Here is a 15364-nt window from a genome sequence, read left to right on the forward strand (position 1 = left end):
TTAAGCGGTTTTTACGGTTTGAACTTTCATGCGTTTTTGTCTTCTTTTAATATTAGCTTGAATAACATAATGGTCGATGGTTGGCGCAAAAATATTCATTAACAAAATAGCCAACATAATACCTTCTGGATAGGCGGGATTGAAAATTCTAATCATGATTCCAAAGAAGCCGATAAGAAATCCATAAATCCATTTACCTTTCATGGTTTGGGCTGCACTTACTGGGTCTGTAGCCATAAAGACGACTCCAAATGCTAAGCCACCTACGATTAAGTGATTATACCAAGGAAAGTTTGTTAAAGCGTTGTCCAAGTTGATGGCCGGCATAAGAAAATTAAAAATCAATCCCATAACTGCTGCCCCAATAAATCCACTTAAGATAATTCTCCAACTTCCCACTTTTGTAAATATTAAAATAAGAGCGCCGAGCAATATAAGTGCGGTTGAAGTTTCAGATATTGAACCAGGTATTAAACCAGAAAACATACTAGCGCTCTCGTAAGCGACGTCTTTTCCGGCAGCTAAAGTTCCTAAAATAGTTTCACCAGAAATACCACTCACTTCTGTAGCTTCACTCACCCAAACTTTATCACCAGACATGTATGTAGGATAAGCAAAAAATGCAAATGCTCTGGCTGTTAAAGCAGGATTTAAAATATTCATACCTGTACCGCCAAAAGCTTCTTTCCCAATTAGCACTGCGAACGCTACTGATAATGCAACCATCCATAATGGAATATCAACAGGCATAATCATAGGAATTAAAAGTCCTGTTACCAAATAACCTTCATTAACTTCATGACCGCGTTTAACGGCAAATCCAAATTCTATTCCAAGACCTACAGCATAAGACACAATAATCATTGGAACAATTTTGTATGCACCATGAAGAAAAGCATCTATAAATGTAAATTCTTCGCCCAGTTGCGTGTAGTGTTGATATCCCGCATTCCAAATTCCAAAGATTAAAGCTGGAATTAATGCCAGGACTACTGTAATCATTGTTCTTTTGAGATCTACAGCATCTCGGATGTGTGAACCTTTTTTTGTTGTATCATTGGGTACAAATAAAAAGGTGTCCAAAGCATTAACAGCTGGAGCAAATTTTTCTAGTTTTTCTCCAGGCTGAAAAGGTTCTTTTACTTTATCAATTTTTTTTCTAATCCAATTCATAGCAAATTTTATATTTAACCTACTTCTGTTATCATCAAATCTAAACCTTGTCTGATCACTTCTTGTGCTTCTATTTTTGAAGTGTTTACATATTCTACCGTGGCAAAATCTTCAGGTGATACTTCATATATACCAAGATTTTCCATTTTGTCTATATCGCCTGTCATACAAGCCTTTAGCAACTGCATGGGTAAAATATCCATAGGCATAACCTCTTCCATTTCTCCAGTAACAACCAAGGCTCTTTCTTCTCCATTGAGACTTGTATTTACTTGAAATGGCTTACGTCGAAGTTTTGCAAATGAGGTATTGTGTACAGAAGGAATATTGTTATCTTTAAAAGGTAACCAACCAAACATGCGGTATTGATTTCCTTCTGGTATTAATGTAATTTCATTACTAAAGAAATTAATGTGATCTCCATTTTGTGCGATATCTCCAGTAAATACATCACCCGAAATAATTCGAGTTTTACTGGTATTAACTTCTTCTATAATAGAATTGACTTCAGCGCCAATTAATGTTTTAAAGTACTGCTTGTCTACAGCATCACTACCACATACAGCAACAGTTCTTTCTGCATTAAATTTGCCGGTTGACAACAATTCACCTATGATAGCAACATCTTCCGGTCTTATGGTCCAAACTTTTTCACCTTTATTAATAGGATTTGTTTTTTGAATCTGGAAACCCACATTACCAGCCGGATGAGGACCAGATACTTTAACTAACTTAACATTTTCAGTATCATGTAAAAAACTTTGTGCATTTCTATCTACACCTAAAAAAACCTTACCTTCTGTAAGTTTTGTTAAAGCATTAATACCATTTTGAAATTCCTCTTTTTTATTGCTAAGAATGTATTCAAAATCTGCACCTAATGGAGTTGTATTATATGTTGAAATATGTATAGACTTAGGTACATCCTCAGCGCTAACTGGTATGTCATATGGTCTTTGTTTAAAGAATATTCCACAACCAGACTCAAAAATATGTGCTTTTAATTTTTTGGCATCGGTTTTCAGCGGATCTAAAATATCGTGCTCAACGTAGTCAAATTCATCATCAGCTTCTATGATAACTCTCAAAATACGTCTTCTAGCTCCGCGTTCAATAGTTTTTAGTTTTCCACTAACTGGCGAAACAACTTTGGTTTGATCGTTATATTTAGAATAAAATAAAGGTTCGCCTGCTTTTACGGCTGTTCCTTCCTTTTTAATTAACATTTTAGGCACCAATCCGTGAAAATTATCAGGAATAAGGGCGTAAGTTTTTGATTTCAAAGCGGGCGAGGTTTTTTTTTCAGCTTCGCCTTTGAGCCTTAACTTAAGACCGCGTTTCGATTTAATATTAATAGCCATATTAAGCGCTAATTTTTTCGGTTACAAACTTAATAATTAAAACTACATTTTGGACTTAAACAAATGTTGATATTAAGTTATTTATAATGATTCTAAACAATATGTTCGTCTTTAACTAATTTTTATTATAATTTTGTGAATCAATTGTTTGACATGAAAAAAATATTTGTTGCTGTCTTTGTTTTATTTTCAAATTTACTCATTTCACAAGAATTTGAAGTTCTGCCACCCGACTATATCAAAACCATTCAGTTTACTGGCCAAGCCGATTTAACTGGAACACCCGTTATCTCAATCAATGATAAACTAAAGTTGAACTTTGATGATATTCGCGCTAAGGTTGCTGACTTTTATTACAAAATTGAACATTTTAATTACGATTGGACACCTTCTAAATTAGCAAAAAATGAATATATAGAAGGCTTTGACAACATAAGAATTTTTGATTTTAAAAATTCTTTAACTACACTTCAGCCCTATACACATTACGAATTACAAATTCCTAATAAAAATACAAGACGTTTAAAAGTATCTGGCAACTACATGCTCAAAATTTTTAACAGTGATCGACAATTGGTATTTTCAAGAAAATTTATGGTTTACAATCGTCAGGTAGATGTCAAAGCTCAGGTAAGACGATCGCGAGATTTAAAAGAAATAGGTAAAAAACAATTGTTGCAATACAGCGTTGGTCGCAACGGTTTTATTTTTAAAAATCCAGAACAAACGGTCAATACTGTTATTGTTCAAAACAATGACTTTAAGTCTGCCATTTATGATATCAAACCGCAATTCACTTCGGGTAATATATTAGTCTTTAATTATCCACAAAAAACAGCCTTTTGGGGTGGTAATGAATATTTATTTTTTGACAACCGCGACATCAGAGTTTCATCAATCAATATTCAACGAGTCGAACTTTTTGACCTTTACCATACTTATCTGGTGACCGATAGGGTAAGACAAGGTCGTGAATACGTTTATAATCCTGATATCAATGGAAGTTTTAAGGTTAATACTGTTCAAGGTGAAGATGTCAATAGAGAATCGGAGTATGCTGTGGTACATTTTAGTTTATTTTGTCCCAAAGATCTCGATGGTGGTGAGTTGCATGTTTATGGCCGCTTTAACAATTATAGTCTAACCGACGAAACCCATTTAGATTACAACAAAAACTCAGGATTATATGAAACTAAAATCTTGCTCAAACAAGGGTTTTATAATTATAAATACGTTTACTTATCACCTCAAGGCAATTTTAATGATCACTTTATCAGTGGAAGCTATGATATTGCAGAAAATGATTATACCATTTTAGTTTACTACAGAGATATTGGAGCACGTTTTGATGCCTTAATAGGTGTTGGTTCTGCAAGCAGCCGAAATATCATCAATTAAAAATGTGAAATGGCAATGATTGCTCATCCCTATTCATTTCACTACTTTTGCTTCAAATTTTTTAGATCGCTATGATACAATCTATGACAGGTTACGGTAAAGCCACTGCTGTTTTAAATGACAAACATATTGATGTTGAAATCCGAACCCTTAACAGCAAAAATATAGATGTCAATTTTAGGATGCCTTCTGATCTTAGACTCTTTGAGTTAGACTGGAGAAAAAACATCATTAAGACCTTAAAACGCGGCAAAATTGATGTGCAAATTAATATTGAAAACGCCCAGCAAAGTCAAAATATAACTTTTAACAAGCCTCTGGTTAAATCTTATATTGAAAATTTACAAGACATCATAAGCGTCAGAGATGTTATGGATAAGGCTAAATTGCTTGAAATTGCCATGTCGTTACCCGATGCTTTTCAGTCTCAAGAGTACGAAATGACTAAAGATGACCAAATCAAACTTAACACTGCTTTGAATAAAGCTTTACAACAAGTCGAAACATTTAGACATCAAGAAGGTGAAAATTTAATGGAAACTTTCAAAAATAATCTTGAAGAGATTGAAAGACATTTAAAACGCATCAAAGAAATAGATCAAAGTCGAGTTGAAAAGGTTAAAACACGATTAAAATCAACTTTGGAAGACCTTAGCTTAGATTATGACAAAAACCGTTTTGAACAAGAACTGATTTACTACATCGAAAAATACGATATTTCTGAAGAAAAAACCCGTTTAAAAAGTCATCTCAATTACTTTAGAGAGACTTTAAATTTAGCCGAATCTAATGGAAAAAAATTAAATTTCATCTCACAAGAAATGGGACGTGAAATTAATACCATAGGCAGCAAAGCAAATGATGCTGAAATTCAAAATCTGGTTGTCGAAATGAAAGACCAGCTAGAAAAAATCAAAGAACAAATGCTTAACATCTTATAATGACCGCTTCAAAAACAGGAAAACTCATTGTCTTTTCAGCTCCATCGGGTTCAGGCAAAACTACCATTGTAAGGCATCTTTTATCAAAAAAAGAGTTAAATCTTGAATTTTCAGTTTCAGCCACATCTCGTGAGCCACGCAATAATGAAATTGATGGTAAAGACTACTATTTTATGTCTTTAAATGAATTTAAGCAACACATCAAAAACGACGACTTTTTAGAATGGGAAGAAGTTTATCGCGACAATTTTTACGGCACTTTAAAAAGTGAAGTGCAACGCATCTGGAATGAAGACAAACACGTTATTTTTGATATTGATGTGGTTGGTGGTCTGGACATCAAAAAGATTTATCCCGAACACACTTTAGCCGTTTTTGTCAAACCACCAAGTGTAGAAGAGCTTAAAATAAGACTTAAAAAGCGCCAAACCGAATCGGATGAGCGTATTAATATGCGCTTAGCCAAAGCTTCAATTGAAATGGCAACCGCCCCGCAATTTGATGAAATCTTAATCAACAACGATTTAGATACGGCCTTAAAAGACGCTTATCAACTGGTTAAATCTTTTATCGATGAAAAATAAGCATATCGGGTTATTCTTTGGGACATTTAACCCCATTCATATAGGTCATCTCATTTTGGGCAATCACATTGCCGAGTTTGGCTCAGTCGATGAAGTATGGTATGTCATCACACCACAAAGCCCTTTTAAACAGAAGGCCTCAATGCTTGAAAATCATCACCGGTATGAATTGGTCTATCGTGCCACTGAAAATTATCCTAAACTCAAAGCCAGCAAAATTGAGTTTGATATGCCTCAGCCCAACTATACATCAAAAACTTTAGAAAAATTATTAGAACAATACCCTGACTACAAGTTTCACCTCATAATGGGTGAAGATAATTTGGCCAGTTTTAAAAAATGGAAAAATTATGACTACATACTAGAGCATCATCATATAATTGTGTGTCCACGCATACATAATAAAAACGTACCTTCAGAACTCAAACATCATGCTAAGGTTCAATATGTAGATGTCCCGATTGTAGAAATCTCTGCCAGTTTTATCAGAACAGCCATTTCAAATCAACAAAATATTAAGCCTCTTTTACCCGAAAAGGTTTGGGCTTATATTGATGAGATGAATTTTTATAGGTAAGCTACTTTCATTTAATCTATAATTTTAAATTCGTAAATTGCATTAATAAAATATACAAAATGGGAAGTTTAGCTATTTCAAATAAAATTTTAGATAAATATTTCGGTTACCTTAAAAACTTAGATGTGAATTCGAAAAAAAAATTAATCAAAAAATTGACAAATTCATTAGAATTTAAATCTCATAAAGAATTTGATTTAGATTCACTTTACGGCGCGTGGGTTGATGATAGAAGTTCAGATGAAATTATAAGCGAAATTAGAAACTCAAGGGTTGAAAAAACAAACTTTTCAAATTTCTAATGAAGTATTTGATTGATACTAATATTTGTATTCACTTTTTTCGAGGTAAATTCAACTTAAAAGATAAATTCGAAAAAGTGACACTTGATAATTGTGCGATTTCAGAAATCACACTTGCAGAGATGATTTACGGTGCAGAAAATAGTTTAGATAAAAAACAGAATTACAGAATTATAGATGAGTTTTCAGAGCAGGTAAAAGTGCTTCCAATTTTTGACGCCTTAAAAATATATGCGAAAGAGAAAGTAAGATTTGAGAGAAAAAGGACAAATGATTAGCGATTTCGATTTGTTAATTGGCTCAACGGCAATTGCAAACGATTTGATAATGGTTACTGAAAACTTAAAAGAGTTTAAAAGAATAAAAAAGATAAAAGTTGAGAATTGGGTAACTCGATGAGCTATTTTATTTTGAAGTGTTATAAAGACATAAAAATTAATTTTATCTAATGACAAAAAACCTACGCATTGGCATCATTGGAAGCGGCAGTTGGGCTACAGCGCTAGCAAAAATGCTTTGTGAAAATGTAGACAGTATCAATTGGTATATTAGAGATGCTGATACCATTAAGTATATCAGCATAAACCATCATAACAAAGATTATTTGAGTTCAGTTGCTTTTGACCTGAATCAGCTTTACATGAACAATGATATCAACACAATTGTTGAACAGTCTGATATTTTGATCATTGCGATACCTTCAGCATTTTTAAAATCAGAATTGGACAAAATTACAGTTCCGCTAAAACACAAAATAATTTTTAATGCTGTAAAAGGTATAATTCCAGAAAACCAAAAACTTGTCGGCGAATATTTTCATGATATCATTGGCTTAGATCTTGCACAAATTGGAGTCATCACAGGACCGTGTCATGCCGAAGAAGTCGCGCTTGAACGCTTATCTTATCTTACTATAGCTTGCGCTGATATAGATCGAGCCAAGATGATGAGCGAAAAACTAAGTTGTCACTACATTAAATGTTCAACAAGCGAAGACATCATTGGTACTGAATACGCAGCCGTGTTAAAAAATATTTACGCTATTGCTGCGGGTATAGCACATGGATTAGGTTATGGTGATAATTTTCAAAGCGTTTTAATGAGTAATGCCATAAGAGAAATGAAACGCTTTATCAAAAAACGCTACAAAATGAAACGCAATATTAATGACTCCGCTTATCTTGGAGATTTATTAGTCACAGGCTATTCCAATTTTAGTCGAAATCGATATTTTGGCAATATGATTGGAAAAGGTTATACTGTTAAATCGGCTATGATGGAAATGAATATGATTGCTGAAGGTTATTACGCCACTGAAAGTGCCTATTTGCTTAGTAAACAAGACGGTAAGAAGAAAGCCAAAACACCTATTATCAATGCAGTTTATAAAGTCATTTACAAAAACAAAAACCCAAAATCTGTCTTTGAAAAATTAACTTTTAAACTTAATTAATGCTGTAGCTCAAAATACCTAAACACCCGTTAAATTATGCCATTTTACCCCAGTAATTGATTTTATATTCTATTTTTGTAGACCTAATATTGGTTTTATGAAATATGCTCAGGTTCGCTTTAATACAAAAGATTCTAGAGATTTTATGCGAACGCTCAACAAACGAGTCAACAACTACTTTAAAGAGAATAATATTAAAAAAACAGGAAATTGGAAACTGCATTTGAAAACTATTATTATGTTTTCATTATTGCTTGCTCCTTATTTTTTAATATTAACATTAGACATTCACGGATTGTGGAAACTTGCATTAACCATCTTAATGGGAGTAGGTATGGCAGGTGTTGGTATGAACGTAATGCATGACGGCAACCACGGCACTTATTCTACAAAAACATGGGTTAATAAAATTATGGGGAGTAGCATTTATGTTTTAGCCGGCAATGTTTATAATTGGCAAGTTCAGCATAACGTATTACACCATACTTACACCAATATTCAAGGTCACGATGAAGACCTTGAAGCGGGTCGTATATTGAGATTTTCAAAACATACCCAATGGCGAAGATTTCATAAATTTCAACATTATTATTCTATTTTCTTATATGGTTTGTTGACATTTAATTGGGCATTGACCACAGATTTTATACAGACAAAACGCTATCTCAAGCAAAAATTATACTATGGAAAACTACCCAGACCTACAAAGCAATGGACAATTTTAGCCGTCACTAAACTAATCTATTTCAGTATATGGATTGTATTACCCATATTGCTTACGGATTTGGCTTGGTGGAAAGTCGTTTTAGGCTTTTTTGTCATGCACTACACCGCAGGATTGATCTTAAGTATTGTATTTCAACTGGCTCATGTTGTCGGTGAAAATGATATGCCTACTCCAAATACAGATGGTGAAATGGAAAAATCTTGGATGGTACACCAATTGTTTACCACGACAAATTTTTCTACTCACAATAAAATTGTCAATTGGTTTACTGGAGGATTAAATTTTCAAGTAGAACATCATATTTTTCCAAATATTAGCCATGTTCATTATCCAAAAATTGCTAAAATTGTAAAGCAAACGACAAAAGAATTTAGTTTGCCATATAATGAATACAAAACCACAAGACAAGCCATTATCGCTCATTTTAAATATTTAAAATTTATGGGCAAAAATCCACAAATGGCTTAATAATTTAAGCTTATGAAGACCAACCTTTCCCAAAAAATCAATAGCCTAAAAACCTCAGCTACATTAGCCATGGCAGCAAAAGCCAGAGAACTTAAAGCTAAAGGCAAAGACATTATTAGCTTAAGTCTAGGTGAGCCCGATTTTAATACGCCTGATTATATTAAAGACGCAGCCATTCAAGCCGTCAATGACAACTACAATTCTTACACACCTGTTGATGGTTATCCAGAATTAAAAAAAGCTATTCAACACAAGTTTAAACGGGATAACAATCTCGATTATAATTTAAGCCAAATTACGGTCTCTACTGGAGCCAAACAAGCTTTATACAACATCGCATCTGCTTTACTCGACCCAAATGATGAAGTGATTTTACCTTGTCCATATTGGGTGAGTTATCGCGATATTGTTGGACTCTGTGAAGGCAAAGCCGTTGAAGTTAAAACCTCGATTGATCAAGATTTTAAAATGACAGCCGAGCAACTTGAATCGGCAATTACACCAAAAACCAAAATGCTTTGGTATAGCTCTCCTTGTAATCCCAGTGGTTCGGTTTACACCAAAGATGAACTCCGTGCACTAGCAGATGTTTTACAAAAGCATCCGCAAATTATAGTGGTCAGTGACGAAATTTACGAGCACATCAATTTTATAGGTGGTCACGCGTCTATGGCGCAATTTGACGATATGTATGACCGTACCGTAACCGTCAATGGTGTTTCAAAAGCCTTTGCGATGACCGGATGGCGAATAGGCTACATCGGCGCTCCCGAATATATTGCCAAAGCGTGCACAAAGTTACAAGGGCAAGTCACCAGTGGTGCTAATTGTATTGCTCAACGTGCTGTGATTACTGCTTTGCAAGCACCGGTAAGCAAAGTACAATATATGGTTGATGAGTTTTCAAAAAGAAGAGAAATTATACTTGACCTTTTAAATGCGCTCAAAGGTTTTGAATGTAATCAGCCTCAAGGTGCGTTTTATGTATTTCCTAATGTGAGTGCCTGGTTTGGCAAAACCGTAAAAGGTCATCACATCAAAAATGCCACAGATTTTAGTATGTTCCTTTTGGAGGAAGCCAATGTCGCTACGGTAACTGGCGAAGCTTTTGGAAATCCTGATTGTATTAGGATTTCTTACGCCGCTTCAGAAGCACAAATTCGTGAAGCGATAAAACGTATAAAAGAAATTTTACAATAGCCCGAAAGTTTCTTTCAAAGTATCGACATAATCCAATTTCTCCCAAGTAAATAGTTCAACCTCAAGAGATTTTTGACCTGAATATGTGGATTCAAAATGTTTTTTTATAGTCCTGGGTGTTCTACCCATATGACCATAACTGGCTGTTTCAAAATAAATTGGATGCCTTAATTTAAGTCGTTTTTCTATGGCGGCTGGTCGCATGTCAAAGGTGTTTTTAATAACGTTTGCAATTTCACCATCAGAGACATCAATGTGTTTGTTTTTAGTATTTACCGATATTGAAGTAGGTTTATCAATTCCTATAGCATAAGACACTTGAACTAAAACTTCGTCAGCAATACCTGCTGCAACCATATTTTTAGCAATATGACGAGCTGCATAAGCTGCCGAACGGTCTACTTTACTAGGGTCTTTGCCTGAAAATGCGCCGCCACCATGAGCGCCTTTACCTCCATAAGTATCAACTATAATTTTTCTACCCGTTAAACCTGCATCACCATGTGGGCCACCAATGACAAATTTTCCCGTAGGATTGATATGATAAATAATATTATCGTCAAATAAACTTTGAATGTCTTCTGAAAACAAAGCTTTCACGCGTGGTATAAGAATTGTTTTAATATCATGCTGAATTTTTTGAAGCATGTTGTCATCCGTATCAAACTCATCATGTTGGGTAGAAACTACTATAGTATCTATACGCAAAGGCACATTATCATCAGAATATTCTATAGTGATTTGAGCTTTCGCATCGGGTCTAAGGTAAGTGATATCTTTATTTTCCCGCCTTAGATTGGCCAATTCTTTCAGTATTTTATGAGAAATATCGAGTGCCAAAGGCATATAATTTTCCGTTTCATTGGTCGCATAACCAAACATCATACCTTGATCACCAGCGCCTTGGCTGTCTTTATCCTCTTTGTCTACACCTTGATTTATATCCTGAGACTGTTCATGGATAGAGGATACAACCCCACAAGAGTCACCACTAAAGCGGTATTCACTTTGGGTGTAACCAATTTTATTTATGATTTCTCTTGCGACTTTTTGCACATCTAGGTAAGTATTGCTTTTTACCTCACCGGCCAAAAACACTTGACCTGTGGTAACTAAAGTTTCACAAGCTACTTTAGAATCCTGATCATAAGCTAAAAAGTTATCGAGTAAAGCATCGCTGATTTGGTCTGCTATTTTATCGGGATGGCCTTCAGACACACTTTCTGAAGTAAATAAATATGACATAAAATTTAATTTCAGTTTAATATTTAGATAGGACGATAAAATTTTTGAAAATTACAACTTGGCAAAAGAGTTATGAAGAACTGTTTTAGCATTTTAAAAAAGGATGCAATCAGTCAAATTTATCCTCGGCACAAATGTATTAAAAACCTTAAATCTAAATGCTCAGACTTAACGATAATTTAATAAGATGTTTTGAGGTTATTATACCAAATCATGAGGGCAAAAGTCTCAATTTTTTCTAACCTTACATCAAGACCTCATAGGTTTGGCTTAGATTTTACTCAGTCACCATAAGCGGTGAGGTCTAAGTTTTCTGAGCCTTGGTTTTCTAAAGCAAATTTTTTATCAGCTTAGTACAAGTGGTATTGTTTTTTAAGTTTTTTAAAATCGTTTAGTTCATTTTGCCAAGTGGCTTTGATTTCTGAATTGTTTAAACCTTTTTCGATTTGATTTTGAAGACGTGTAGTTCCTGCCAGTTTTGTAAAAAAAGAATTAAAAAATTGGTCTTGGTTTGAAGTGTTTTGATATGCTTTAATCAACCAGCCTAAATGAATTTCTGACAAAAATTGATGTTTAGTCAAATCCATGCCATAACAAACTTTACCCTGATATTTAGGGTATTTTGAACCTAAATTAGATTCAGGAACATACTGAAAACTATATTTTTTTTGATCTAAAAACGGTGACCCAAATACTTGAAAGGGTGTTGATGTGCCTCGACCCGCATTGACATTCGTCCCTTCAAAAAAACACAAACTCGGATACAAATTGACAGCTAAAGCATTGGGTAAATTTGGCGAGGGTTTTATAAGTAATTTATAATTTTTTTGTGTGTTATAATGTTTTAAAGTCACAATTTTTAACTCACACTTTATGTTATTTTTAAGCCATTGTTCTCCATTAATCATTTGAGCATATTCCCCAATAGTTAACCCATAAACAATTGGCACGGGATGTATGCCTACAAAACTGCTGTGTTGCTTTTCCAAAACTGGACCGTCAATATAATGTCGATTAGGATTTGGTCTATCCAATACAATTAGAGGAATATTTTGCTCTGCACAAGCTTCCATTACATAATGTAAAGTAGAAATGTAAGTGTAAAACCTAACACCGACATCTTGTATATCAAAAACAACTTTATCAATACCATTGAGGTCTTTGTCTGTAGGTTTTTTGTGTTGACCATAAAGTGAAATAATAGGAAGACCTGTTTTGGTATCCACATCGTCATCAACTTTTTCACCCGCATCAGCTTTGCCGCGAAACCCATGCTCGGGAGCAAACACTTTCTTAACTTCTATATTAAGGGCTAAAAGCGAGTCTACTAAATGGGTATAAGTCTGATGCGAGCTTCTAATCACTGAAGTCTGATTAGCAACTACTGCAATCTTACTTTCTTTTAATTCATTTATATATTGCTCAGTTTGATCTGCGCCAGTTAAGAGTTTTGAAGTATTCTGAGATTGATCTTGAGCTTGACAACCTAAAGTCAACAACAAACTAAATAAAACTGTATTTTTGAACCTATAAAAAATAGTGTAAAAGTTGAATTTTGAATATTTCATATCGAAAAAGCTGGTTAAGACCAAGGGCTATAAAAGTAAGGTTTCTTCTCCAATAATAAAAATAGCTGTAACGGCCATAAGTGTTGGGGTGATTATGATGATTCTAGCCTTTGGTACAGGTTTAGGCTTGCAACAAAAAATAAGAGACAAGATTACGGCTTTTAATGGTCATATTACCATTAGAAGTTTTACCAGTAATCAATCTAATCAAAATTTACAACCTATAGATGCGCGTCAAGATTTCTACCCTAATTTTAAAGAGGTTCCTGAAATTACACACATCCAAAAAACGGCCTCTAAATATGGTGTGATACGAACAGAAACTGATTTTGAAGGTATTGTAGTAAAAGGCGTTTCTACAGATTTTGATTGGTCTTATTTTAATGATTTTATAAATAAAGGAAGGAATCTTAGAATTACCGATCAAATCAACAATGAAATATTAATTTCTGAGTATCTAGCTAGTCGCCTTGGATTTAAGCTAGGAGATAAAATTATAATATATTTTTTAAGAGACAAAGAAAATGACCGACCACGATTAGTGGCTTTTGATATCGTTGGTATTTACAATTCAGGGTTTCTTGAATTTGACAAGCAGTTTTTAATGGCTGATATCAAACAGATTCAACGTCTCAATAAATGGGAAGAATTTCAAATTGGTCAATTTGAACTCATAGTTTCAGATTTTGACGACATTCAACAAACTGGATTACAAGTCTATGAAAACATTGGTTCATTTCTTAATGCATCTACCATTGTAAACCAATATCCTACTATTTTTGAATGGATTGCCCTTTTTGATGTCAACATTGCTTTAATAGTCATCATTATGGTTATTATTGCCGGGATTAATATGATTACAGCTTTGCTAGTCTTAATCTTAGAGCAAACTCAGCTTGTTGGGATTTTAAAAGCATTAGGTTGTCAAAATTTTAGTATCCGAAAAATTTTTCTTTACAACGCGACATATTTAATTTTAAAAGGCCTTTTTTGGGGTAATCTAATTGGCATAGGTTTACTTCTCATTCAAAAATATGCTAAAATTATCAGCCTTAATCCAGATACGTATTATGTGACCCATGCACCTGTCTATATCGATTGGTCTTATTTGGTCAGTATTAATTTCGGAACGATTTTGATTTGTCTACTCATGCTGTTAGTGCCATCTTACATCATAACCAAAATATCACCTGTAAAGGCTATAAAATTTGATTAAAATTACATTGTTTTGTTGTTTTATCAAGCTTCAAAACATAATTTTCTTATACTTTTGCAAACTGAAGAAGAGTTTATGAAATACGCCCAAAATATTACCGAAACTATTGGCAACACGCCATTGGTTAAACTGAATAAAATTGTTTCAGATATTGATGCTTTAGTCCTTGGTAAGTATGAAACCTTTAACCCTGGCAACTCCGTTAAAGATCGTATGGCTTTACAGATGATAGAAGACGCAGAAGCTGACGGTCGACTAAAGCCTGGTGATACAATCATTGAAGGCACCTCTGGTAATACAGGAATGGGCTTAGCTTTGGTCGCGATAGTAAAAGGCTATAAGGTTATTTGTGTGTTGAGTGACAAACAAAGCCAAGAAAAAATGAACATTCTCAAAGCCGTAGGCTGCGAAGTTCATGTTTGTCCTACAGACGTTGCTCCCGACGATCCGAAATCTTACTATTCTACCTCTGCAAGATTGGCTCGAGAAACCCCAAATTCATGGTATGTCAACCAATACGATAATCCGGCAAACTGCAAAGCACACTTTAAGACCACAGGGCCGGAAATCTGGGAACAAACTGATGGTAAAGTCACTCATTTTGTAGTTGGTGTAGGTACTGGCGGAACCATTTCGGGCGTAGGAAGTTACTTAAAAATGAAAAATCCGAATGTCAAGGTTTGGGGAATAGATACCTACGGTTCAGTATTCAAAAAATACCACGAGACCGGCATTTTTGACGAGAAAGAGATCTATCCTTATGTCACCGAAGGCATCGGAGAAGACATTTTACCTAAAAACGTACGTTTTGAAGTCATAGACGGGTTTACCAAGGTCACTGACAAGGATGCTGCGGTATATACCCAAAGGCTCGCCAAAGAAGAGGGCATGTTCCTCGGGAATTCGGCCGGCGCAGCGGTTAAAGGCCTTTTACAACTTAAAGAACACTTCAAAAAGGACGATGTCGTGGTAGTACTTTTCCATGATCATGGCAGCCGATATGTCGGTAAGATGTACAACGACGACTGGATGAAAAAGATGGGGTATTTAGACTAATTTTTTAGAAGCCGGGAACCTGCTATCCGCTGTATCTGCTCCAAAGTCGCAGGATGTCGCTCCTATCAGGGCTAGGTATTACAACATTAAATGAT

The 15364-nt window shown here is 34.5% G+C and carries 15 protein-coding genes; 11 read left to right on the plus strand and 4 right to left on the minus strand.

What is annotated here, in order from left to right:
* Positions 1-1173: an NADH:ubiquinone reductase (Na(+)-transporting) subunit B gene (locus FCN74_RS10635; protein WP_138932579.1), complete on the minus strand. Its 1173-nt coding sequence runs from the start codon at positions 1171-1173 to the stop codon at positions 1-3.
* A gap of 14 nt (positions 1174-1187) precedes the next feature.
* Positions 1188-2534: a Na(+)-translocating NADH-quinone reductase subunit A gene (locus FCN74_RS10640; RefSeq protein ID WP_138932580.1), complete on the minus strand. Its 1347-nt coding sequence runs from the start codon at positions 2532-2534 to the stop codon at positions 1188-1190.
* 153 nt (positions 2535-2687) lie between these two features.
* On the opposite strand from FCN74_RS10640, the gene FCN74_RS10645 reads away from it, so the two are divergent.
* From FCN74_RS10645 to FCN74_RS10685, 9 genes are all read left to right on the plus strand, one after another.
* A complete protein-coding gene (locus tag FCN74_RS10645) occupies positions 2688-3932 on the plus strand; it encodes a type IX secretion system plug protein (RefSeq protein WP_138932581.1) in 1245 nt (414 codons plus the stop codon).
* A 71-nt stretch (positions 3933-4003) separates the two neighbouring features.
* Entirely contained in the window at positions 4004-4873 is an 870-nt protein-coding gene (locus tag FCN74_RS10650) for a YicC/YloC family endoribonuclease (protein ID WP_138932582.1), read from the plus strand.
* Positions 4873-5457, plus strand: a complete 585-nt coding sequence (gmk, locus tag FCN74_RS10655) for a guanylate kinase (RefSeq protein WP_138932583.1) — start codon at positions 4873-4875, stop codon at positions 5455-5457. Before FCN74_RS10650 ends, gmk begins: the two co-directional genes overlap by 1 nt.
* Entirely contained in the window at positions 5447-6034 is a 588-nt protein-coding gene (gene nadD / locus FCN74_RS10660; RefSeq protein WP_138932584.1) for a nicotinate (nicotinamide) nucleotide adenylyltransferase, read from the plus strand. Before gmk ends, nadD begins: the two co-directional genes overlap by 11 nt.
* Before the next feature lie 59 nt (positions 6035-6093).
* Positions 6094-6336: a hypothetical protein gene (locus FCN74_RS10665; protein WP_138932585.1), complete on the plus strand. Its 243-nt coding sequence runs from the start codon at positions 6094-6096 to the stop codon at positions 6334-6336.
* On the plus strand, positions 6336-6614 hold the full coding sequence (locus FCN74_RS10670; RefSeq protein WP_246062612.1) for a PIN domain-containing protein: 279 nt from the start codon (positions 6336-6338) through the stop codon (positions 6612-6614). Before FCN74_RS10665 ends, FCN74_RS10670 begins: the two co-directional genes overlap by 1 nt.
* A gap of 170 nt (positions 6615-6784) precedes the next feature.
* Positions 6785-7789: an NAD(P)H-dependent glycerol-3-phosphate dehydrogenase gene (locus FCN74_RS10675; protein ID WP_138932586.1), complete on the plus strand. Its 1005-nt coding sequence runs from the start codon at positions 6785-6787 to the stop codon at positions 7787-7789.
* A gap of 97 nt (positions 7790-7886) precedes the next feature.
* Positions 7887-8984 carry a fatty acid desaturase family protein gene (locus FCN74_RS10680; protein ID WP_138932587.1) on the plus strand — a complete coding sequence of 366 codons (1098 nt, stop codon included), beginning with the start codon at positions 7887-7889 and terminating at the stop codon, positions 8982-8984.
* 12 nt (positions 8985-8996) lie between these two features.
* Positions 8997-10184, plus strand: coding sequence for a pyridoxal phosphate-dependent aminotransferase (locus tag FCN74_RS10685; protein ID WP_138932588.1), 1188 nt, complete (start codon positions 8997-8999; stop codon positions 10182-10184).
* On the opposite strand, the gene metK is transcribed toward FCN74_RS10685, so the two are convergent.
* Together metK and FCN74_RS10695 are read right to left on the minus strand one after the other, a co-directional pair.
* On the minus strand, positions 10176-11429 hold the full coding sequence (metK, locus tag FCN74_RS10690) for a methionine adenosyltransferase (RefSeq protein WP_138932589.1): 1254 nt from the start codon (positions 11427-11429) through the stop codon (positions 10176-10178). The two genes, FCN74_RS10685 and metK, sit on opposite strands and share 9 nt — an antisense overlap.
* 350 nt (positions 11430-11779) lie before the next feature.
* On the minus strand, positions 11780-12997 hold the full coding sequence (locus FCN74_RS10695; protein WP_138932590.1) for an exo-beta-N-acetylmuramidase NamZ family protein: 1218 nt from the start codon (positions 12995-12997) through the stop codon (positions 11780-11782).
* On the opposite strand from FCN74_RS10695, the gene FCN74_RS10700 reads away from it, so the two are divergent.
* On the plus strand, positions 12978-14213 hold the full coding sequence (locus tag FCN74_RS10700) for an ABC transporter permease (RefSeq protein ID WP_138932591.1): 1236 nt from the start codon (positions 12978-12980) through the stop codon (positions 14211-14213). The genes FCN74_RS10695 and FCN74_RS10700 overlap by 20 nt on opposite strands.
* A 75-nt stretch (positions 14214-14288) precedes the next feature.
* The gene (locus FCN74_RS10705; RefSeq protein ID WP_138932655.1) at positions 14289-15269 is read left to right on the plus strand and encodes a PLP-dependent cysteine synthase family protein; all 981 of its coding nucleotides are present in this window, start codon (positions 14289-14291) and stop codon (positions 15267-15269) included.
* Positions 15270-15364: the final 95 nt, after the last annotated feature.

It is taken from the genome of Mesohalobacter halotolerans, assembly GCF_006120725.1.
Taxonomy (GTDB): Bacteria; Bacteroidota; Bacteroidia; order Flavobacteriales; family Flavobacteriaceae; genus Psychroflexus; species Psychroflexus halotolerans.

Bases quoted from the DNA above. Each gene is read 5' to 3' on its own strand.
- FCN74_RS10635 (WP_138932579.1), bottom strand. From the start codon at position 1,173: ATGAATTGGATTAGAAAAAAAATTGATAAAGTAAAAGAACCTTTTCAG.
- FCN74_RS10640 (WP_138932580.1), bottom strand. From the start codon at position 2,534: ATGGCTATTAATATTAAATCGAAACGCGGTCTTAAGTTAAGGCTCAAA.
- FCN74_RS10645 (WP_138932581.1), top strand. From the start codon at position 2,688: ATGAAAAAAATATTTGTTGCTGTCTTTGTTTTATTTTCAAATTTACTC.
- FCN74_RS10650 (WP_138932582.1), top strand. From the start codon at position 4,004: ATGATACAATCTATGACAGGTTACGGTAAAGCCACTGCTGTTTTAAAT.
- gmk (WP_138932583.1), top strand. From the start codon at position 4,873: ATGACCGCTTCAAAAACAGGAAAACTCATTGTCTTTTCAGCTCCATCG.
- nadD (WP_138932584.1), top strand. From the start codon at position 5,447: ATGAAAAATAAGCATATCGGGTTATTCTTTGGGACATTTAACCCCATT.
- FCN74_RS10665 (WP_138932585.1), top strand. From the start codon at position 6,094: ATGGGAAGTTTAGCTATTTCAAATAAAATTTTAGATAAATATTTCGGT.
- FCN74_RS10670 (WP_246062612.1), top strand. From the start codon at position 6,336: ATGAAGTATTTGATTGATACTAATATTTGTATTCACTTTTTTCGAGGT.
- FCN74_RS10675 (WP_138932586.1), top strand. From the start codon at position 6,785: ATGACAAAAAACCTACGCATTGGCATCATTGGAAGCGGCAGTTGGGCT.
- FCN74_RS10680 (WP_138932587.1), top strand. From the start codon at position 7,887: ATGAAATATGCTCAGGTTCGCTTTAATACAAAAGATTCTAGAGATTTT.
- FCN74_RS10685 (WP_138932588.1), top strand. From the start codon at position 8,997: ATGAAGACCAACCTTTCCCAAAAAATCAATAGCCTAAAAACCTCAGCT.
- metK (WP_138932589.1), bottom strand. From the start codon at position 11,429: ATGTCATATTTATTTACTTCAGAAAGTGTGTCTGAAGGCCATCCCGAT.
- FCN74_RS10695 (WP_138932590.1), bottom strand. From the start codon at position 12,997: ATGAAATATTCAAAATTCAACTTTTACACTATTTTTTATAGGTTCAAA.
- FCN74_RS10705 (WP_138932655.1), top strand. From the start codon at position 14,289: ATGAAATACGCCCAAAATATTACCGAAACTATTGGCAACACGCCATTG.